Here is a 20,775-nt window from a genome sequence, read left to right on the forward strand (position 1 = left end):
GTTAGTCGGTGGCGGGCTTGCGGCCCAGCCAGAGTTTCACGGTCAGCTCGCCGCCCTCCAGGGCGCGGACGGCTTCGGTAGTCAGGTTGGCGGCGACGAACCAATGCGCCATCTGCTCATCGGAAAAGCCGAGCCGCACATGGGCATGACGCGAGCGCAGTTCCTCGCGCTCATGCGGGGCGAAATCCACCACCAGCAGCCGTCCGCCAGGGGCAAGCAGGCGTGCGGCCTCGGCCAACGCCGCCTCGGGCAGTTGCGCGTAATGCAGTACCTGGTGCAGCAGCACGGTGTCGGCGGCGCCATCGGGCAGCGCCAGCCCGTACATGTCGCCCTGGCGCAGTTCCACATGCTCCAGCCCCTTGGCCGCCAGCTTGGCGCGGGCGAGGCGCAGCATCTCCGGGCTGCGGTCGATACCCGTGGCACCGAGGGCCTGGGGCGCAAAGAGTTCCAGCATGCGCCCGGTGCCAGTGCCGATATCGACGAGCCTGCCAATCGGCGCATCGGCCAGCAATGCGGTGATCGCCGCCTCTACATCGCTCTCGGCCACGTAGAGCGAGCGCATCTCGTCCCAGGACCCGGCATGGGCGTTGAAATAAGCCTCGGCGGCGCGAGCGCGGTCGGCTTGCACGGCGGAGAGGCGGGCTTGGTCGGCCACCGTCCAAGGGTCGGGCGGGCCTTGCGCGGCCCAGGCATCGATGGCGGCCAGCAGCGGGCGGACCAGGGCTTCATCGCCCAGGCCGAGGAACACCCACGCCCCCTCCTTGCGCCGCCCGATTAGCCCGGCCTCGGCCAGAATTTTGATGTGCCGGGAGATGCGCGGCTGGCTCTGCACCAGCACCTGCGCCAGCTCGCCCACCGAAAGCTCCATGGCGCGCAGCAGCGCCAGGATGCGCAAGCGTGTGGGGTCGGCCAAGGCGCGGAAGATGGTGAGCGGCAAATCCATGGTGATATTCATCACATAAAGATATGTTTATGTCCATATATAAAATGCTTGACAAAGCCGTCTGGCTGGCGCCTGTTGCGCGGGCCAATGGTTCCGCCCCGCCTCTTCCGGCGCGGTGCGGCTAAGAGGGAAGCCGGTGCAAGACCGGAGCTGCCCCCGCAACTGTCAGCGGCGAGTCTCTGCCCATTCAAGCCACTGGGATGCATCCCGGGAAGGCCGGACAGGGACGACGACCCGCAAGCCAGGAGACCTGCCTTGGCAACATCACGTCACCCGGCGGGGTTCTCCGGGCTGGCCGCGGACCCGCCGTGCGGCGCCCCCTGGCCCGCGCGCTGCTGGTCCGCGCCCTGCCCGCTCTTCTCCGCCTGATTGAAGAGAGGCTTGCATGACCGTCACCGTCGCCACACTTGGCTTTCCCCGCATCGGCCCCCGGCGCGAACTGAAGACCGCGCTCGAATCCTACTGGGCGGGCAAGAGCCACGCCGAGGCCCTGCTCGGCACCGCCGCCGCCCTGCGCGCCCGCGCCTGGGCGTGGCAGCGCGAGTTGGGGGCGGACATCATCCCCAGCAATGATTTCTCGCTCTACGACCATGTGCTGGACACCAGTGTGATGCTTGGGGCGATTCCCGCCGCCTATGGCTGGCGCGGCGGCCCGGTGGAACTGACCACCTATTTCGCCATGGCTCGCGGTGGCCGCCCCACGGCGCATGAAGAAAGCTGCGACTGCGGCGCCAAGCACGGCACCGAGGGCGTGCCGGCGATGGAAATGACCAAATGGTTCGACACCAACTACCACTACTTGGTGCCAGAGTTTGCGTCGGGGCAGAGCTTCACCCTCGCCTCCACCAAAGTGCTGGACGAATACCGCGAGGCCAAGGCCCTGGGCATTGAAACCCGCCCGGTGCTGCTCGGCCCGGTGAGCTATCTGCTTCTCGGCAAGAGTAAGGATGCAGACTTCGACCCGCTGACCCTGCTACCCAACGTGGTGGCGGTGTACGCGCAAGTGCTGCAAGCCCTCGCGGCGGAAGGCGCGCAATGGGCGCAGATCGACGAACCCTGCCTGGTGCTGGACCTCGATGACGCCGCCCGCTCAGCTCTGCACGGTGCCTATGCCGCACTGCACGAGGCCGCCCCCGGCCTGCGCCTGATGCTCACCACCTATTTCGGCGGGCTGGGCGAGAACCTCGCCACCGCGCTGGCGCTGCCGGTGCAGGGGCTGCATCTGGACCTCGTCCGCGCCCCGGAACAGCTCGGCGCGGTGCTGGCCAAGGCGCCGACGGGGCTGGTGCTGTCGCTCGGCGTTATCGACGGCCGCAATATCTGGCGCGCGGACCTCGCCGCTCTGCTTGAGAAACTGGAACCGCTGAAGGGGCGCGAGATCGTGCTCGCCCCGTCCTGCTCACTGCTGCATGTGCCATTGGACCTGACACGGGAAACGGCGCTGGATGCGGATGTGCGCTCCTGGCTCTCCTTCGCGGCCCAGAAGATCGGTGAGCTGGCGGTGCTGGCCAAGGCACTGAACGAGGGGCGCGAGGCGGTTACCGTGGAATTGGCTGCGTCCTCGGCGGCAGCCGAAGCCCGGCGCGGCTCGCGCAAGATCACCGACCCCACGGTGCAGGCCCGGCTGCTGGCGGCTGGGCCAGACCTCGCCCGGCGCGCTTCGTCCTTCCCCATCCGCCAGGCGGCGCAACGGCGCAAGCTGGCTTTGCCGCTCTACCCAACCACCACCATCGGCTCCTTCCCGCAGACCGCGGACGTGCGCCAAGTCCGCGCCGCACATGACAAAGGCGAGTTGGACGATGTCGCCTACGAGGCCTTCCTGAAGCAGGAGACCGCCAGAGCCATCCATTGGCAGGAGGAGGCCGGGCTCGACGTGCTAGTGCATGGCGAGTTCGAGCGCAACGACATGGTGCAATATTTCGGCGAGCGCCTCACCGGCTTTGCCTTCACCAAGCATGGCTGGGTGCAGTCCTACGGTTCGCGCTGCGTGCGTCCGCCGATCATCTATGGCGACGTCTCCCGCCCCGCGCCGATGACTGTGGCGTGGTGGGCCTACGCGCAATCCCTCACAGCCAAGCCGGTGAAGGGCATGGTGACCGGGCCGGTAACCATCCTCAACTGGTCCTTCGTGCGCGACGACCAGCCCCGCGCCGCCACCTGCCGGCAGATCGCGCTCGCCATCCGCGACGAGGTGGTGGATCTGGAAGAAGCCGGTGCCGCGATCATCCAGATCGACGAAGCCGCTCTGCGCGAGGGCTTGCCTCTGCGCCATGCCGATTGGGCGGCGTATCTGGCCTGGGCGGTGGAGTGCTTCCGCATCTCGGCCTCCGGCGTACGCGACGAGACACAGATCCACACCCATATGTGCTACTCGGAGTTCAACGACATCATGGCCGCGATCGGCAACATGGATGCCGATGTGATTTCCATCGAAACCGCACGCTCGCAGATGGAACTGCTGGATGCCTTCAACGCCTATCGCTACCCCGCCGAGATCGGGCCGGGCGTGTACGACATCCACTCCCCGCGCGTGCCGGACGTGGCGGAGATGAGCGCCCTGCTCACCGCCGCCGCCGCCAAACTGCCCGCCGAGCGGCTCTGGGTTAACCCGGATTGCGGGCTGAAGACCCGCGGCTGGCCGGAGGTGAAGGCGGCCATCGCCAATCTGGTTCTGGCCGCGAAGGCCGCCCGCGCCGCCTGATCAGAACTCGTCCCAATCCTCGGTGCCCGCGGGCACCGGGGTGCGGGAGACGGGCTTGGGCGCGACGGGCGGGCGAGGCGCATGCACGGGGATGCGGCTCTTGGCCGGTTTGGTGGCTTGGCGGGGCGCTTCCGTGTGGCCAATCTGGAACTCGCCGACCAGGCGGGAGAGCTCCTCGGCCTCTTCGGTCAGCGAGTGGCAGGAGGCATTGGCCTGCTCCACCATGGCGGCGTTCTGCTGCGTCACCACGTCCATCTGGCTCACGGCCTCGTTCACCTCGTTCAGCCGCACGGCCTGCTCCTGCGCCGAGCCCGCGATCTCCACGATCAGCTGGTTCAGCCGCGCCACCTGCCCCACGATCCGCTCCAGCGCCTTACCGGTTTCACCCACCAGCTTCACGCCGTTCTCCACCTCGGTGCCCGAGGCGGCGATGAGCACCTTGATCTCCTTCGCGGCATCAGCCGAACGCTGCGCCAGAGCCCTCACCTCGGTCGCCACCACGGCAAAGCCGCGCCCGGCATCGCCCGCGCGCGCGGCCTCCACCCCGGCGTTCAACGCCAGCAGATTGGTCTGGAAGGCAATCTCGTCGATCACACCAAGGATCTTTCCGATCTCCTTGGAGACGCTCTCGATCCCCGCCATCGCCTTGACGGTGCTGCCCACCACCGCGCCGGATTGCTCGGCATCGCCCTTGGCGTCCTGCGCCAGCTTGCGCGCCTCGTTCGCGCCGTCCGAGGTCGTCTTCACCGTGGCGGTGATTTCGCTCAGCGCGGCGGCGGTCTGCTCCAGGCTGGCGGCCTGCTGCTCGGTGCGGCGGGAGAGATCGTCCGAGGCCTGGGCCATCTCGGCGGACCCGGCGCGCACGCCCTGGGTGTTCACGGAGATCGCCTTCATCGCCTCCTGCAACTTGGCCACGGCCAGATTGAAATCCGTGCGCAGCACCTCGTATTCCGGGGCGAAAGCCTCGTTCAGGCGGAAAACGAGGTCACCCGCGGAGAGACGGGACAGCCCGCTGCCCAGCGCTTCGACAACCTGGCCCTGCTCCGCCGCCACGGCCATGCGCGAGGCTTCGGCCTCGGCCCGGGCCTGCTCGGCTTGGCGGCGCTCCTCGGCGGCGGCGGCTTCGTGGCGCTGCCCTTCCGCCAGGGTGTGGCGGAAGCCTTCCAGCGCCACGGCAATGGTGCCGGTCTCGTCATGCCGCTCCTGCCCAGGCACCTGGCGGCCGTAATCGCCACGGCGCAGCGTTTCCACCGCGCCCAGCAGCCCGGTCATCGGGCGGCGGACCAGCAGCAGCACCGTGGCGTAAAGCGCGCCCAGCACCAGCAGCAGGGTAAGGATGCCGCCAGCGATCATCGCCCAGGTGGCGTGACGCACGGGGGCGGCCAACGCTTCTTCCGGCACATCCACCACCAGCGCCCAAGTCGCATTCAGGTTGGGCACCGCGAAGGGATAAATGATCCGCTCGGTCCGGCCGTTGTCGAATTTGTTCAGGATGCGCGGCTGACCATCTGCCAGAGCAGCATTCAGCACATCGGCACCCTCACCGGCATAGGGCTTCATCAACTCGGATTGATCGGGATTAGCGATCCAGGCGCCACTGCCAGAAACCAGCATGACCCGCCCCGCGCCAAACGGGCGGATCCCCGCCAGCTTGTTCGACAGCCAATCGAGACGGACATCAACGCCGGTGACACCGATCAGCGTGCCACTCACGATCACCGGGTAGGCAATGGAGACCATCATCTTGTGATTCCCCGAATCCGCATAAGGTTCGGTAATCGCGCCTTTGCCAGACTTGGCGGCCAGCGTGTACCAGGACTGCGTGTAATCCACTGCGGTTGCGGTGTATTGCAGGTTGCCCCCGTCTCCTTTGGTCCAATACGGATTGAAATCACCCTCGGCATTGCTACCCGGCGCCTTGGGGGCATGCTTACCGTCGAAACCGCCCGGCGCCTCCTGCATCCAGGAGCCGAAAACGTCTGGATAGCGAGTTTCATTCATCCTCAGCATCTCCACCACCATGGCACGGTTGCGCACACCGCAGTTAAACGCCGCGGTAATCGTGCCCGCCATGGTGTTCACGCCTGAAGTCTGTTCGGCCAGCTTGGCGCTGATGGCGTTGGCTATGCTCTCGGCCTGCGTTTTGGCCTGGGTTTCGACCGTGGTTTCCACACGCTCCTGGGTCGCCCAGGCGGCCAGAAGGATCGCCCCAGACAGGATGAGGGCGAATGCCGCGCCTGCCACGCCTATGAGCTTTGTGGAGAGGGAACCGAAGACGACGTTCCGGGAAAGAGGGGCCATGAAGCTTGCTTCCTGCTGTCTGGACAATACCTCCGGCAGGCTAGGGCTTGCGCCTTAAGGCCAGCTTAATTGGCGTATAACCGCAACAAAGCCATGACCTGCGCCAGCACCCCGGACAATGCCTGGCTCTGTGCCTGGACCCGCGCCGCCGGGTCATCGGCGGACAAGGGCACGGCAGCCCGCAGCAGCGCTTGGCGCAGCGGCACCGCCACTCCGCCCGCGCCGGGCTTAATTACCACCAGCGTGAGCGCCGCGCGCGCCTCGCCATGGGCGGGGTCGGCCAACAGCTCGGTCAGCTCGCCCTCCACGATCAGACCGGGCTGCAAGCGGCTGCCCGGCGTGATGACGGCGGAGAAGGCCCCGCTCGCCTCGCTCCAGCCCAGCAACGCCTGGGTTACCGCATCCGCTGGGGGGACGGCCCAGAGATTGTAGTAATCCACGCGCAGGCTGCCATCGGCGGCAAGGCTTTGAAGCCCCCGCGCCTCCAGCCCTGGCGCGGCGGAAATGGGCCGCACCAGCAGCACCGGCGCCCCCGGTGCCGAGGCCACGCCAGCGGGAGGCTGGGGCTGCAACGGCCAGCTGACACGCGGGGTGTATTTTTGCGCCGGCAGCAGCGAGGCACAGGCGCTCAGCGCCAGCGGGGCAGCGAGGAGAAGACGGCGGTGCGGCATCTATTGGCTCCCTTGCGGCGGCGGCCCGGCCAAAATCCGCCCCGGATTGGCAGAGAGTTCGGCCGAGAGGTCACGCAGATTATCGGTGGTGGTCTTCATGTCACGCAGGATCGGCAAAAGCTGCGTCTGCAAATCCGCCGTGGTCTCGTTCGCCTGATTCACGGCCGATTGCGAGGATGCCACCAGCGCGGGCAGCGCGGTGCTCACCTTGGCCAGCTGCATGGTGGTCTGGTCGAGCTGGGTGAGGAGCTGGCGCGTCTGCGGCCCGCCCGCAAGGTTGCGGATGCTCGCCGCCGTACCCGGCAGGTCGCTCTGCTGCACCACTTGGTTCAGCGTGGCCAGCAGCGCGTTGGCATTGGCCACGGCCTGGTGAGCATCGCCGCTGCTCGCCTCCTGGTTCAGGGTCGAGATCAGCTGGCCGAGTTGGTCCGCCACCTTGCCGATATCGGCCTGGTTGAGCGAGGCGACGAGGTTCTGCAGCGTGCTCTGCACCTGGGCGAGTGTGCTGGGGCGCGAGGGGATGAGCGTCTCGTTTGGCTTCCACGGCACCGTCTGCGCCGGATAGATTTTCGGATCGACGAAGCTAAGGTCTATATAGGAGAGCCCTGTGATGCCCTGCGGCACGATCTGGGCGCGCAGCCCCTGGGCGATGGCCGTCTTGATCCCCTGGGTCGCGCCCACCTTGTCGGGGTCCATGCGGAAGCGCACCATCACCTGCTGGTACACCGGCTCTCCGGCGGCGGTGGCGTCCGGGGGCGGGTACTCCGCCGCCGCCAGTTCCATCTCGGTCACCCGCCCCACCGTCACGCCACGATATTTTACCGCCGTGCCGACATCCAGCCCCTGTACCGATTCCCTGAAATAGGTCTCGTACAGCACCCCATGGTTGAAGCGCCCGCCGGTAAGAAAGAACAGCAGCGCCAGAAGCGCCACCGCCCCGGCCAGCACGAAAGCCCCCACCCGAAAGCCCGCGGAACTTGTACCCATCACAGCGTCTCCCGGTGAAAAAAGGCCCGTACCATCGGCTGAGCGGGATGATCGCGCAATTCCCGCGGGCTGCCCAGGGCGATCAGCCCTTGCGCCTTGGCGTCCAGCATGGCGCAACGGTCGGCGATGGCCATGATCGAGGGCAACTCATGCGTCACCACCACGCAGGTGGTGCCCAGCGTGTCGCGCAGTTGCAGAATCAGCTTGTCCAGCCCGGCGGAGGTCACCGGGTCCAGCCCGGCGGAGGGCTCGTCCAGCATCAGGATCGGCGGGTCCAGCGCCAGGGCGCGGGCGATGGCCGCGCGCTTGAGCATCCCGCCCGAGATCTCGGAGGGCAGCAGCGCGGCGGCATCGCCCAAGCCCACCAGCCCCAGCTTGAGCCGGGCGATCTCTGCACAGGTGGCGGCGGGCAGGTCGGTAAACACGGAGAGCGGCAGCGAGACATTCTCCAGCAGCGTCATCGAGCCCAGCAGCGCGCCGGACTGGAACATCACGCCGATCTGGCGGCGCACCTGCTCCACCTCGGTGCGCACGCTGTGTCCGGCAACGGTGATCTCCCCCGCAGTGGGCGGCAGCAGCCCGATCATCTGCTTGAGCAGCGTGGATTTGCCGCAGCCCGAGCCGCCGAGGATGACGAACACCTCGCCTGCCGCAATGTCGAAGCTGACATCGCGGAAGATGGTGCGGCTGCCGAACACCTGGGTGGCGCCGCGCACGGTGATGACGGGCGCGCTCACAGATGCAGCCTGTACGTGATCACGGCGAAAATCCCGTCCAGCACCACGGTGGCGACGATGCCGCCCACCACGGCGGCGGTGGCAGCCTCGCCCACGGCGCGCGGCCCACCGTTGGCGGTGAGCCCCGCCCGGCAGCCTATGAGCGCCACGGCGGCGGCAAACACCAGCCCCTTGCCTAGCCCTTGCAGGAAATCCCCCGCCGCACCGTTGATGGCGATATGCGTGGCGATGGCCGAGAGCGGATAGCCGAAGGCGGCCAGCACGGTGGCCATGCCGGCCAGCCCCGCGGCGTCCATGGCCACGGTGAGCGCGGGCATCACCAGCATCGCCGCCCCAATGCGCGGCAGTACCAGCATGGTGGCGGGGTTGACGCCCATGGTGGTGAGTGCGGCGATCTCGTCGTTCACCTGCATGGTGCCCAGCTCGGCGGCATAGGCCGAGCCGGTGCGCCCAGCCAGGATCACCGCCACCAGCAGCGGCCCCAGCTCGCGGCAAAGCGCCAGGGTGACGAGGTCGGCGACATACAGATCCGCGCCGAACTGGCGCATCGGCACCGCCGACTGGAAGGCGAGGATCATGCCAATGAGAAAGCCGAGGACAAGCACCAGCAGCAGCGCCTGCTGCCCGGCGCGCTCGGCGATGCGCCAGAAATCCGCCCGGCGCAGCATGCGCAGCTGGGCCGGCAGGGCGGCTAGGGCCAGCAATGTGTCGCCGAAAAACGCGATTTTTGTCCGCAGGCCCGCGAAGAGCGGCGGGCGCTTTGCGGGCTTGGCGCGAACCGGCGCCTGGGCGGGTGCTACCGCGCGCAGTTGCGCCAGCAAGGGAGCCGCCTGCGTACTCGCCCCGCTGATACGCACCTCGCCCCCGTGGCGGCGCTCCATGGCCAGGATCAGTGCCGCGCCGGAACTGTCCAGCCGCTCGACGCCGGAAAGCTCGATCTCCAGCGCACTGCCCGCCGCCTCGCCCGCCGCCCGCACGGCGCGCGGCCATAGCGGGCCCAGCCTGCGCGCCGTCAACGCGCCGCGCAGGGTAATCCGGCCAGGTGTGGTTTCCAGCTCAGCGGGCATCGTATCCTTAGCTTCGCCCGCACACGCTCTGGTTGGCAAGAGCCGAAGCCATGCGGTGGCGCTTCTTCCCGCCCGTGCTTAAGTTCCCCATAACGGAGGATGATCGATGGCGAATGACAAGCAGAAGACTTACTGGAGCGAGGTCGCGGGACCGAAATGGCTGAGCCTGGAAGGGGCGATGGAAGCGCGCCTCGCGCCGGTCAGCACGGCGGTGATCGCAGCGGCGGGTCTTAAGCCCGGCCAGCGCGTGCTCGATATAGGCTGCGGCGCGGGCCGCACCAGCCAGGAGGCCGCTCAGGCCGTGGGGGAGACGGGCTATGTGCTGGGCATCGACATCGCCCCGCCGATGATCGAGGCCGCGCGCACCCACGCCGCCGCCGAGGCCCAGCCGGGCATGGCCCCGGTTGAATTCGCCCTCGCCGATGCGCAGACCGAGCGCTTCACTCCGCCCTTCGACATGCTGATCTCCCGCTTCGGCGTCATGTTCTTCGAGGATCCCGTCGCCGCCTTCGCCAATCTTCGTGTCAGCGTGACGCCCGGCGGCAGGCTGGCCTTCGCCGCCTGGGCGCCGCTTGCCGCCAATCCGCATTGGGAAATCCCACTGCGGCTGGTCGAGGCGCTGGTCGGCCCCGGCGCGCCCCGCGTGCCGCACGCCCCCGGCCCTCTCGCCTTCGACGATGCCAATTACGTGCGCGGCCTGCTCGAAGCCGCTGGCTGGCGGGGCGCCGAAATCCGGGTGGAACCGGTGTTTCTACACGGTGCCTCGCTGGACGACGAGGCAAGGGTTGCCTGCTTCATGGGGCCCGCTGGAGCGCTGCTCGACGAGAAGAAAGCCAACGACGCGACCCGCGATGCTGCCCGTGAAGCGGTGCGGGGGGCCTTGCCCGGCTTCGCCACCGTACTGCCAGATGGCAGCCTACGCCTACCCGCCGCCATTCATCTGATCACGGCATCGGCGCCATGAACTAGCGCCGCTCCTCGCGCAAATAGGGCCGGCCAAGATCCACTGGCTGGGCATCCGCCCCGTTGGCGAACATGCCCGCCAGCAGGAGATAAGCCAGCGTGGCGAGATAGGGTGACATTTCGATGAAATAGACCGGCACGTTCAGCCCCGAGGAGAGCAGCTGCGGCACCAACGCCTGGATCGCCCCGAACAGCAGCGCCGCCGCGATGGCCCTGAGCGCGTTCCAGCGCGCCAGCGTGACCATCGCCACCGCGATCCAGCCGCGCCCGGCGACCATGCCGTCCACCCATAAATGGCTGCCCACCAGGCTGAGATGCGCCCCCGCCACGGCGCAAAGCACGCCGCCCGCCAGCACCGCGCCCAGGCGGTAGAGCGCCACGTTCACCCCCGCCGCATCGGCGGCCGGGGCGTCCTCTCCCACCGCGCGCAGGCGCAGGCCAAGATCGGTGTGTTCAATGATATACCAGACCAGAACGGCGATGCCGAAAGCGACATAGGTCAGCACATCCTGGTCCAGCACCCCGGCCAGGGTTTTGGGCATCCAGCCGAACAGTGAGGTTGGCAACGCCGAGAGGCCGGGGATGGTCTGGTTGTCGTACCCATCGCCCACATAGCCCGAGATGCCGATACCGAGCGCGAAGGTGACCAGCCCGGCCAGTACCTGATCCACTCGCAGCAACACGGCCAGAACGGCGAACACCGCCGTAAGCACCAGCCCCGCCGCCACGCCGCCGAGCAGGGCCACCCCCACACCGCCGCCGTCCAGGCTGATGAGCACCGACACCACGGCGGCGATGGCCATGATACCCTCGGCGCCCAGATTCATCACCCCGGCGCGCTCGTTGATGATGAGCCCCACCGTGGCCAGCAGGAAGGGCGCGGCGAATGCCGGAATGGTGGCGGCCCAGGCCGCGAGCAAAGTGGCGATCATGCGCGCACCTTCACGGTTTTCACCCAATCCATCCGGTAGCGCAGCAGGAACTCCCCGCAGCACACGCAGAGCAGCAGAATGGCCTGGATGGTGAGCACGGTCGCCCCTGGTAATTGGTAGAACGCCTTCAGCGAATCCCCCGCCGTGTAGAGCGCCGCCACCGCCACCGCCGCCACCACCACGCCGAGCGGGCTGGTGCGGGCGAGATAGGCGATGACGATGGAGGGGAAGATATAGTCATTGCCAATGAACTGGGTGAGCTTGTGCTCCTCGCCACAGACGATGGTGAAGCCCGCGAGGCCGGAGAGCGCGCCGCCCAGCGTCGCCATCAGCAGCACCACCGCCGCGGCGGGAACGCCCACCGCCCGCGCCGCCAGCGGGTTGGCCGCCACGGCGCGGGCCATGTAGCCCACCCGCGAGAGGCTGCACAGCCACCAGCAGAACAGCGCCGCCGCCAATGCGAAGAAAATGCCCGCATGCACATGGCCGAAGCCGAGCAAGGCCAGGGTTTCATCGGGCGAGAAGGCGCGCGAGACGGGGAAGGAATCCTCCGGGTTGCGCCATGCGCCGTAGAGCAGCTGCTGCGCCAGCATATAGGCCACGTAGTTCATCAGCAGCGTCGTCACCACCTCATTGGCGCGCAGCTTCAGCCGCGCCAGGGCGCACACGCCGCACCACGCGCCGCCGCCCAGCATCGCCGCCAGCGCCATGATCCACAGATGCACGGGCTCCGGCCCGATATGGTAGAGCGGCACGGTGGTGGCAGCCAGCGCCCCGGCCCAGAGTTGGCCCTCCACCCCGATATTCCAGAACTTCACCCGCAGGCACACCGCCACCGAGAGCCCCACCAGCGTCAGCGGAATGGCGCGGGTGAGCGTCTGGTCCAGCCCGGCGGGGTCGGTGAAGGTGTAGCCCAGGAACTGGCTGGCGAGGTCGGAGAGCCCCAGCCCCTGGGTGAGCAGGAAGATGGCCGAGATCAGCATCCCCGCCCCCAACCCGCCCAGCATGGTGAACGCCGCCAGACGCGGCGGCGCGGCAAGGCGCGGCGAGACGATGAGTTTGCCCATCAGTGCAGCTCCAGCATCAGCCGCCCGATGCGCGCGCGGTCCACCTGCGCCACCGGCTCGGCCGGGCTGATGCGGCCATGACTCATCACCGCCACGCGGTCGGAAAGCTCCATGATTTCGTCCAGATCCTCGGAAATGAGCAGCACGGCCACACCAGCCTCGGCCGCCGCGCGCAGCCGCGCCTGCACCGCCTGCACGGCGCGGATATCCAGCCCGCGCGTGGGCGAATGCGCGATCAGCACGGACATCTCGCCCGCGAACTCCCGCGCCAGCATCAGCTTCTGCGCGTTGCCGCCCGAGAGCAGGCGCACCGGCAGATCGGGAGCGGCACCGGCCACCTCGTAATCGGCGATGGCCGCGCGGGCGAGCTGGTTCATCCACCCCTTACGCACCAACCACTTCCGCTCGGCCTTCTCGCCTAGCAGGCGCGGCAAAGCGATGTTCACCGCCAGCGGCAATTCGCCGAACAGCCCCATGCCCATGCGGTCGGCGGGGATGTAGCGCAGGCCTGCCTCGCGCCGACCCTCGGGCGTGGGCGGCGCGTCCACGCCGTCGAACAGAATATCGCCGCCAGAAAGCTGACGGATGCCGATCAGCGCCTCCACCAACTCGGCTTGGCCATTGCCGCCAATGCCCGCGAGGCCGAAAATCTCGCCGCCCTTCACGTCGAGGTCGATCTCGCGCAGCGCCACGCCATGCGCGCTGGCGGGAGCGGAAAGTTTCATCACCCGCAGCATGTCGGGCTTCAGCCTGTGCGCGGTGCGCGGCGCGATTTCCCCCTGGGGGGCGGTGCCCACCATCGCCTCGGAGAGGGAGGCGGCGGTCATCCCGGCGGCGGGGGCGGCGTCGATCACAGTGCGCCCGGCGCGCATCACGCTCACGCGGTCGGAAAAGCCCAGCACGTCGCGCAGCTTGTGGGTGATGAGCACCACGGCCCGCCCGCCGCGCGCCAGGGTGCGGACAAGGCCCAGGGCGGCCTTCGCCTCCTCCTCGGTCAGCACGGCGGTCGGTTCGTCCAGGATGAGGATGCGCGCGCCCGCGAGCAGCACCTTCATGATCTCCAGCTTCTGCTGGTCGGAGACGGCCATCTCATCCACCCGTGCCTGCGGGTTGAGATGAAACCCCAGCTCAGCGCCGAGCGTCTGCATCGCCGCCAGGGCCTCGGCCTTGGTCTTCCACCCCGCGCGCTTGGCGCAGGCGAGGCGGATATTCTCCAGCACCGAAAGCGGGCCTACCAGCTTGAAATGCTGATGCACCATGCCGATGCCCGCCTCAGCGGCGGCGGCGGGAGTCTCGAAGCGGGCTGGCGCGCCATCCACCGCCAGCGTTCCGGCATCGGCGGTGTAGAACCCCGCCAGCACGTTCATCAGCGTGGATTTGCCAGCCCCGTTCTCGCCGAGCAGGGCATGCACCTCGCCCCATTCCAGCACGAAATTCGCGCCCAGCAAGGCCGGGCGCGAACCAAAGCTTTTCTCGATGCCCGAAAGGCGAACAGCCGTCACGGTTACTTCATCGAGCCTTTCACGTTGGCCACAAGATAGTTCATGTTCCACAGATCATCCTCGGAGATGGTCTGCCCGGCGGGCTCCTGCACCTTGCCGGACTGGTCGGCGATCGGGCCGGTCCAGGGGCTGAACTTGCCGTCGATCATCTCCTGGCGCACGGCCAGGATCTTGGCGATGTCATCGGCCGGGATGTGCTGGAAGGTGGCGTCGTCCACCACGCCTTCCTTGATGCCGTAAAGCGGGGTGCCGCCGCTCTTCCAGCTGCCCTTCTCGATCTCGGCGACCATCGGGATCAGACGCTTCTCCCAATGGAACTCAACCGAGGTGAGGATGCCGTTGGGCGCGCTCTTGGCCATGTCCACCTGATAGCCGACGGAGTATTTGCCCGCCTTCTCGGCCACCACCAGGGCGGCGGGGCTGTCCATGTCGGTGGCGATGACATCCGCGCCCTGCTGGATCATCGCGGCGGAGATTTGCGCTTCCTTCACCGGGTCGGACCAGGAATTGACGAAGGCGACATGCACGACCGTGCCGGGATTGGCGGCCTGCGCACCGAGGGCGAAGGCGTTCACGTCCCACAGCACGTCGGGGATCGGAAAGCCCTCGATCATGCCGAGCGACTTGCTCTTGGTGGCGTAACCGGCGGCCATGCCCGCGAGATACCAGCCCTCGAAGGTCTTGCCGTAGAAGCTCTCCAGGTTCGGGGTGGAGGAAATGCCCGCCATGTTCACGAACACATCGTTGGGGTGCGCCTTGGCCTCGGCGGCGAAGGCGTCCGAATAGCCATAGGAGCCAGCGATGATGATGTTGGCGCCATGGTTGAGGAACAGGTCGATCTCCTGCTCCACTTTGGCGGTCTGCTCGGGCACGTTGTCCACATACGGGATCTTCTGGCCATAGGCCTTGGCCAGCGCCAGACGCGCCGCGTTCTGCGACTGCGACCACCCGCCATCGGTGGCGGTGCCGAGGAAGAGGAAGGCGATCTTCGGCTTGCCGTCGAGCTTCACCTGCGCCTGGGCGGCCGGGGCGGCGGCGCAAAGGGCGACGAGCGCGCAAGCGGCAACGTTCTTGAGCTTCATGATATGTCCTTGCTGTTTCAGGATTCAGTCTGGCGGTAGCCGTAAGTGGCGTCGAACCGGCTTTGCACGTAATCGCCCGCGATCACGGGTTCGTATTTGCGCGGATGCTCGGCGCTCACGCAGCCGGGCAGCACGTCGATCACCGTGTCGTAATTCGTGCCGAGGAAGAACGGCGCCGAATAGCGCGCCCGCCCGGTGGTGTTGATGGCGCGGTGCAGGGTGGATTTGAAGATGTCGTTGCTCCAGCGGGCCATCTGGTCGCCGATATTGATGACATAGGTGCCCGGGATCGGCGGGGCTGCGATCCACTCCCCGGCAGTGTTGAGCACCTGCAACGCCGCGACCTCGTGCTGGGCGAGGATGGTGAAGCATTCATAGTCGGAATGCGCTCCGATGCCGATCAGCTCCTCGTCGATCGCCCCATCCTGCGACGGGTAATAGATGATCCGCTGGGCGCAGGTGGGCTTGGTGATCATCGGCTCGAAGAAATCCTCCGCCTGCCCCAACGCGAGCGCGAAGGCGCCAAACAGGCGGCGGCCAAGCTTCAGCACCTCGAAATGGTAAGCCAGCATCGCCTTGCGGAAGCCGGGCATGCCCTCGGGCCAGATATTCACGCCATACAGCCCCTTGCCCTCGGCCAAGGCAGGATCATCCGGCGGCAGCTCGGCGGCGATGTCATAAGCCTCGTGCAAATCCCCCTTGGCCTGGGGGTTCACGTTCTCCTCCAGCAGCGGCGTGTAGCCGGAATTGTTGGTGGAGGTCTTGACGTGCACCTTCATCTTCTCGTCGAGCGACAAAGCGAAGAAAGCCGGACCGGCATCGAACATCGCCTTGATGATCTCTTCCGGCACGCCATGGTTCTTGATGTAGAAGAACCCCACCTTGGTCGCGGCCTCGCGCAACGCGTCGGCCACAGTCTGCTTGGCCACCGGGTCGTTGCCCAGCATCGGGCCGAAATCGATCACCGGAATTTCATGGAACGGCACCTCGCGCGCGGAAAGCTCCGCCGCCGCCTGCCTAACGCCGTTGCCCGTCTTGACCAGATCCACCTGAACACCCTCTGGAAAAATTAATTCCCAGGCAGCAAAGCAAATTCAATGCCACGGATATGCACGGGGTCGTTCCGGCTTATCCGGGCCACGCGCCCAAAATTCAGGCAAAATCCGCCCGCAAGATGCATATACATCTTCCCCTTGCGCGCCCTGCCCTCCAGTCCCGATATTACACTCAGCAAGACAAGGAATATCGACGTGCCCAGCACACAGACGGATCTGGACCATTTCATCACCCACCTGCCCAAGGCGGAGCTGCATCTGCATATCGAGGGCTCGCTGGAGCCTGAGCTGATGTTCTCCCTGGCCAAGCGCAACAGGCTGGACCTGCCGTTCAAATCGGTGGAGGAGATCCGCGCCGCCTATAATTTCTCCAATCTGCAGGACTTCCTGGACATCTACTACGCGGGCGCCCAGGCGCTGCGCACGGAAGAAGATTTCCGCGACCTCACCACCGCCTATTTCGACCGCGCCGCCGCCGATGGCGTGCTGCATGCGGAGATCTTCTTCGACCCGCAAACCCATACCGACCGCGGCCTGCCCTTTTCCGTCGCGATCGAGGGCATCCTCGCCGGGTTGGCGGAGGCCAAGGCGAAACATGGCATCACCTCCGAGCTGATCCTGTGCTTCCTGCGGCATCTGGACGAAGAGGCCGCCTTCGCCACCTTCCGCGCCGCCGAGCCTTGGCTGAACCACATCAAGGGCGTGGGGCTGGATTCCTCCGAACTCGGTCACCCGCCGCATAAATTCGCCCGGGTCTTCGCCGCCGCCGGGGCCGCCGGGTTGAAGCGCGTGGCCCATGCGGGCGAGGAAGGCCCCGCCGCCTATGTGCGCGAGGCGCTGGATGTGCTGCATATCGACCGGCTCGACCACGGCAACCACGCGCTGGACGACGATGCCCTGGTACGGGAACTGGCCGAGCGGCAGATAACGCTGACCGTCTGCCCACTCTCCAATGTGCGCCTCTGCGTGGTGCCGGATATTTCCGCCCATCCCATCGACACCATGCTGGCCAAGGGGCTGCGCGCCACGGTAAACTCCGACGACCCCGCCTATTTCGGCGGCTATGTCGGGGAAAACTTCAAGGCCGTGGCGCGAGGGCGCAAGTTGAGCCGCGAGCAACTCGTCACTCTGGCGCGCAACAGCTTCCTCGGCGCGTTTCTGGACGACGCCACGCGGCAGGATTACCTGAACAAGCTGGACGCCTACGCCCAGCTTGGCTGAGCCCTCTTATTCGAGCACGTCGTCCTCGTCATCGCCATGGTCGATCTGCTTCATGTTATCGAGCAGCTTGATCATGTAATGCAGCGCGTGGGTCATGTCGCTGATGGAGAATTCCTTCAGCGCCTGCTCGTAATACGCCTCGATCTTGGGCTGGGCGCGGCTGAGCCAGATCTCCCGGCCGAAATGGGTGATCTGCACGATGCGCGCCCGACGGTCGCGCGCATCGGGGCTGATGCGGATATGTCCGGCGGCCTCCATGCGCTTGAGCACGCCGGAAAGATTCTGGCGGCTGACCATCAGGTAACGCGAAAGTTCCGTCACCGCCACGCCCTCTTCCGCGCTGGGGCGGGAGAGCGCGCCCATCACCGCCCATTGCTGGGTTGTCAGCCCTTCCTCCTGCACCGCCCTAGTGCCGGTTTTATGCAACATGTTTGCACATTGGTAGAGCCGGAAGAAAAAGCGGTTGGCCAGTTCGAGCCGGGCGGTGGAAGCGGCTTTATCGGAAGGTGCGGTCATCGGTCGGGTTGGAAATCCATGTAACTGGCTCCTTCTTGGCGGAAAAAATCTGGCCTGGGTAGCTTTTTCTTTTTCACACTAAAATAGGGAATTCTGGCTTTTTCGACACAGCGGGGATGCCACGTGAAGATCAAGACGCCCAGGCGCGCAAGGAGCTTCCGCAATCAGAGCAAGACGTTGCGGCCCGCGCCGCGATTCGGTCAGCCCCGCTCACGTTAATAAGTAAATATATTGACGTATATTTCCCGCTGGCGTATGTACGGTAGCGAAAACACACCAATTGCCGGGAGCAGGAAATGGACGGTCTGAAGGGTAAAACCGTAATCGTGACGGGTGGCGGCGGCGGCATTGGCGGGGCAACCTGCCGGTTGTTTGGCACACGCGGCGCCAAGGTGGCGGTGTACGACATGAACCTGGAGGCCGCGCAGAAGGTGGCGGCGGATATCGCGGCTCAGGGCGGGATCGCCGAGGCGTTCCGCGCCGACATTACCGACCGCGCCGCCGTGGACGCCGCCGTGGCGGCCACCGAGGCGAAGCTCGGGCCAATCGACGTGCTGGTGAACAATGCCGGGTGGGATATCTTCAAGCCCTTCACCCAGACTGTGCCCGCCGAGTGGGAGAAGCTGATCGCCATCAACCTGACCGGCGCGCTGCACATGCACCACGCCGTGCTGCCGGGCATGGCGGCGCGCAAATACGGGCGCATCGTCAACATCGCGTCGGACGCCGCGCGCGTCGGCTCCTCGGGCGAGGCAGTGTACGCCGCCTGCAAGGGCGGGCTGGTGGCGCTGACCAAGACGCTGGCCCGCGAACACGCTCGCCACGGCATCACGCTCAACGTCGTCTGCCCCGGCCCGACGGACACCGCCCTGCTGGCTGGCGTGGCGGAAGGCGCCTCGAACCCGGAGAAGCTGATCGAGGCCTTCACCCGCGCCATTCCGCTGGGCCGCCTGGGCCAGCCGGACGATCTCGCCAAGGCCATCGTGTTCTTCGGCTCCGACGAGGCGGCTTTCATCACCGGCCAGGTGCTGAGCGTCTCCGGCGGCCTGACGATGAACGGCTAATCAGAGGAAACAACCATGAGCTACGAAGACATTCTCTACGAGGTCCGCAATGGTGTGGCCTGGATCATCATCAACCGCCCGGACAAGATGAACGCCTTCCGCGGCACCACCTGCGACGAGATCATCAAGGCGATGAACCGCGCCGGGTACGACAAATCCATCGGCGCCATCGTGCTCACCGGCGCGGGTGAAAAAGCCTTCTGCACCGGCGGCGACCAATCCGCCCATGATGGCAATTACGACGGGCGCGGGACCATCGGCCTGCCGATGGAAGAACTGCACGCCGCCATCCGCGATGTGCCGAAGCCGGTGATCGCCCGCGTGCAGGGCTACGCCATTGGCGGCGGCAATGTGCTGGCGACGATCTGCGACCTCACCATCTGCTCCGAGAAGGCGATTTTCGGGCAGGTCGGACCGAAGATGGGCTCCGTCGATCCGGGTTACGGCACCGCCTTTCTCGCCCGCATGGTGGGCGAGAAAAAGGCCCGCGAGATCTGGTATATGTGCCGCCGCTATTCCGGCAAGGAAGCCGAGGCGATGGGGCTGGCCAATCTCTGCGTGCCGCATGAGCAGTTGGACGCCGAAGTACAGAAATGGGGCGAGGAGCTGTGCGAGCGGTCTCCCACCGCGCTCGCCATCGCCAAGCGCAGCTTCAACATGGATACCGCGCATCAGGCGGGCATCGCGGGCCTGGGCATGTACGCGCTGAAGCTTTATTACGACACCGATGAATCCCGCGAGGGCGTCAACGCGCTGAAGGAAAAGCGCAAGCCTGAATTCCGTAAGTACGCGAAGTAAGCGAGGCATGGCGATGAACCCGTATATCACCGAGGAACTTGAGGCCCTGGCCGAGCAGGCGCGCCGCTTCGCGACCGACCGCGTGGCGCCGGGCTTTCTGGAGCGCGACAAAACCCGCGTGCTGGACCGCACGCTGATGCGCGAGATGGGGGAGATGGGGTTCATCGCCCCCGAGCTGCCAGAGGAATTTGGCGGGCTGGGGATGAGCCGCATCGCCGCCGGCGTGATCCATGAAGAGATCGCCCGCGGCGACCTCTCCATCTCCTACATCAACCTGCTCGCCTCGTTGAATGGGCAGATCCTGGCCGAGCATGGCCAGAAGGAAGTGGTGGAACCGTGGCTGACCAAGCTCGTGGCGGGCGAGGCGTTGTTCGCTATCGCGCTTACCGAGCCGCGCGGCGGTTCGGATGCCGCCAATCTGCGCCTGCGCATCGAGCGCGATGGCAACTATTACGTGCTGAACGGCGAGAAGACCTCGATCTCCGCAGCAGACCAGGCCGATGCCGCCGTGGTGTTTGGGCGCACCGGCACGGTGGAATCCGGCGCGCATGGCGTGACCGCGCTGCTGGTGCCGATGGACCTGCCCGGCATCACCCGCAACCGGTTCGACTGCCATGGCCAGCGCGCCATCGGGCGTGGCTCCATCTTCTTCGAGAATGTGCGCGTGCCGGTGGACCACCGCCTGGGCGCCGAGAACAAGGGTTTCGTGCAGGTGATGCAGGGCTTCGACTTCTCCCGCGCGCTCATCGGGCTGCAGGTGCTTTCCGTCGCCCGCGTGGCGCTGGAGGAAACCTGGGACTACGTGGCCCAGCGCGAGGCCTTTGGCAAACCTCTGGCCGCGTTCCAGGGTGTCTCCCACCCGCTCGCGGATTTCGAAACGCAGGTCGAGGCCGCGCGGCTACTCTGCCTGCAGACGCTGTGGCTGAAGGACCATCATCTGCCCCACACCGCCGAGGCCGCGATGTGCAAATGGTGGGGGCCGAAGCTGGCCTATGACGTGATTCACCAATGCCTGCTCTGCTTCGGCCATGGCGGTTACGACCGCGGCGTTATGGAGCAGCGGCTGCGCGACGTTCTGGGCTTCCAGATCGGCGATGGCACGGCTCAGATCATGAAAACAATCATCGCCCGCGCACATGCGGGGCGCAAGGCGGTTCCCGCCTGAGCC

The 20,775-nt window shown here is 66.6% G+C and carries 18 protein-coding genes and 1 riboswitch; of the genes, 6 read left to right on the forward strand and 12 right to left on the reverse strand.

Translation table 11 applies throughout. The annotated features are described in order from the left end of the window. Position 1: 1 nt before the first annotated feature. Complete coding sequence (locus HNP71_RS02390; protein ID WP_456304177.1) at positions 2 to 955, reverse strand: ArsR/SmtB family transcription factor; 954 nt, start codon at positions 953 to 955, stop codon at positions 2 to 4. A 59-nt stretch (positions 956 to 1,014) separates the two neighbouring features. Further along, a riboswitch (cobalamin riboswitch) is annotated at positions 1,015 to 1,215 on the forward strand. 113 nt (positions 1,216 to 1,328) lie between these two features. Between HNP71_RS02390 and metE the strand changes: the two genes are divergently transcribed. Beyond that, a complete protein-coding gene (metE, locus tag HNP71_RS02395; protein WP_183265225.1) occupies positions 1,329 to 3,644 on the forward strand; it encodes a 5-methyltetrahydropteroyltriglutamate--homocysteine S-methyltransferase in 2,316 nt (771 codons plus the stop codon). Here metE and HNP71_RS02400 read toward each other — a convergent pair whose 3' ends face one another. From HNP71_RS02400 to HNP71_RS02420, 5 genes are all read right to left on the reverse strand, one after another. Next, complete coding sequence (locus HNP71_RS02400; RefSeq protein WP_183265226.1) at positions 3,645 to 5,945, reverse strand: methyl-accepting chemotaxis protein; 2,301 nt, start codon at positions 5,943 to 5,945, stop codon at positions 3,645 to 3,647. 65 nt (positions 5,946 to 6,010) lie between these two features. Further along, positions 6,011 to 6,616 carry an ABC-type transport auxiliary lipoprotein family protein gene (locus HNP71_RS02405; RefSeq protein ID WP_183265227.1) on the reverse strand — a complete coding sequence of 202 codons (606 nt, stop codon included), beginning with the start codon at positions 6,614 to 6,616 and terminating at the stop codon, positions 6,011 to 6,013. Continuing rightward, complete coding sequence (locus HNP71_RS02410) at positions 6,617 to 7,603, reverse strand: MlaD family protein (protein ID WP_183265228.1); 987 nt, start codon at positions 7,601 to 7,603, stop codon at positions 6,617 to 6,619. After that, positions 7,603 to 8,340, reverse strand: coding sequence for an ATP-binding cassette domain-containing protein (locus HNP71_RS02415; protein ID WP_183265229.1), 738 nt, complete (start codon positions 8,338 to 8,340; stop codon positions 7,603 to 7,605). Before HNP71_RS02415 ends, HNP71_RS02410 begins: the two co-directional genes overlap by 1 nt. Beyond that, positions 8,337 to 9,407, reverse strand: a complete 1,071-nt coding sequence (locus HNP71_RS02420) for an ABC transporter permease (protein ID WP_183265230.1) — start codon at positions 9,405 to 9,407, stop codon at positions 8,337 to 8,339. The genes HNP71_RS02415 and HNP71_RS02420 overlap by 4 nt, the downstream gene beginning before the upstream one ends. A gap of 106 nt (positions 9,408 to 9,513) precedes the next feature. Here HNP71_RS02420 and HNP71_RS02425 point away from each other — a divergent pair, with 106 nt between their 5' ends. Then, on the forward strand, positions 9,514 to 10,371 hold the full coding sequence (locus tag HNP71_RS02425; protein WP_183265231.1) for a class I SAM-dependent methyltransferase: 858 nt from the start codon (positions 9,514 to 9,516) through the stop codon (positions 10,369 to 10,371). A 1-nt stretch (position 10,372) separates the two neighbouring features. On the opposite strand, the gene HNP71_RS02430 is transcribed toward HNP71_RS02425, so the two are convergent. From HNP71_RS02430 to HNP71_RS02450, 5 genes are read right to left on the reverse strand one after another with little or no spacing between them, the layout of a single operon-like run. After that, the gene (locus tag HNP71_RS02430) at positions 10,373 to 11,302 is read right to left on the reverse strand and encodes an ABC transporter permease (RefSeq protein WP_183265232.1); all 930 of its coding nucleotides are present in this window, start codon (positions 11,300 to 11,302) and stop codon (positions 10,373 to 10,375) included. Beyond that, positions 11,299 to 12,369, reverse strand: coding sequence for an ABC transporter permease (locus HNP71_RS02435; protein WP_183265233.1), 1,071 nt, complete (start codon positions 12,367 to 12,369; stop codon positions 11,299 to 11,301). The genes HNP71_RS02430 and HNP71_RS02435 overlap by 4 nt, the downstream gene beginning before the upstream one ends. Continuing rightward, entirely contained in the window at positions 12,369 to 13,871 is a 1,503-nt protein-coding gene (locus HNP71_RS02440; protein WP_183265234.1) for an ATP-binding cassette domain-containing protein, read from the reverse strand. The genes HNP71_RS02435 and HNP71_RS02440 overlap by 1 nt, the downstream gene beginning before the upstream one ends. 2 nt (positions 13,872 to 13,873) lie before the next feature. Then, positions 13,874 to 14,953: a BMP family ABC transporter substrate-binding protein gene (locus HNP71_RS02445; protein ID WP_183265235.1), complete on the reverse strand. Its 1,080-nt coding sequence runs from the start codon at positions 14,951 to 14,953 to the stop codon at positions 13,874 to 13,876. A 17-nt stretch (positions 14,954 to 14,970) separates the two neighbouring features. Continuing rightward, the gene (locus tag HNP71_RS02450) at positions 14,971 to 16,002 is read right to left on the reverse strand and encodes an isopenicillin N synthase family oxygenase (RefSeq protein WP_183265236.1); all 1,032 of its coding nucleotides are present in this window, start codon (positions 16,000 to 16,002) and stop codon (positions 14,971 to 14,973) included. Between the two features lie 201 nt (positions 16,003 to 16,203). Here HNP71_RS02450 and HNP71_RS02455 point away from each other — a divergent pair, with 201 nt between their 5' ends. Next, positions 16,204 to 17,229 (forward strand): adenosine deaminase, encoded by a 1,026-nt coding sequence (locus HNP71_RS02455; protein WP_408840471.1) that lies wholly within the window; start codon positions 16,204 to 16,206, stop codon positions 17,227 to 17,229. Positions 17,230 to 17,235: 6 nt separating this feature from the next. Here HNP71_RS02455 and HNP71_RS02460 read toward each other — a convergent pair whose 3' ends face one another. After that, positions 17,236 to 17,745: a MarR family winged helix-turn-helix transcriptional regulator gene (locus HNP71_RS02460; RefSeq protein WP_183265238.1), complete on the reverse strand. Its 510-nt coding sequence runs from the start codon at positions 17,743 to 17,745 to the stop codon at positions 17,236 to 17,238. Positions 17,746 to 18,041: 296 nt separating this feature from the next. On the opposite strand from HNP71_RS02460, the gene badH reads away from it, so the two are divergent. Genes badH through aliB form a run of 3 tightly spaced genes read left to right on the forward strand, consistent with a single transcriptional unit; the run spans position 18,042 to position 20,772 of the window. Further along, on the forward strand, positions 18,042 to 18,809 hold the full coding sequence (gene badH, locus HNP71_RS02465; protein ID WP_183265239.1) for a 2-hydroxycyclohexanecarboxyl-CoA dehydrogenase: 768 nt from the start codon (positions 18,042 to 18,044) through the stop codon (positions 18,807 to 18,809). A gap of 15 nt (positions 18,810 to 18,824) precedes the next feature. Continuing rightward, positions 18,825 to 19,607 carry a 2-ketocyclohexanecarboxyl-CoA hydrolase gene (gene badI, locus HNP71_RS02470; RefSeq protein ID WP_183265240.1) on the forward strand — a complete coding sequence of 261 codons (783 nt, stop codon included), beginning with the start codon at positions 18,825 to 18,827 and terminating at the stop codon, positions 19,605 to 19,607. Between the two features lie 7 nt (positions 19,608 to 19,614). Beyond that, positions 19,615 to 20,772: a cyclohexanecarboxyl-CoA dehydrogenase gene (gene aliB, locus HNP71_RS02475; RefSeq protein ID WP_221246575.1), complete on the forward strand. Its 1,158-nt coding sequence runs from the start codon at positions 19,615 to 19,617 to the stop codon at positions 20,770 to 20,772. The last annotated feature ends 3 nt before the right edge of the window (positions 20,773 to 20,775 follow it).

This window comes from Acidocella aromatica, from assembly GCF_014201825.1.
Classification (GTDB): domain Bacteria; phylum Pseudomonadota; class Alphaproteobacteria; order Acetobacterales; family Acetobacteraceae; genus Acidocella; species Acidocella aromatica.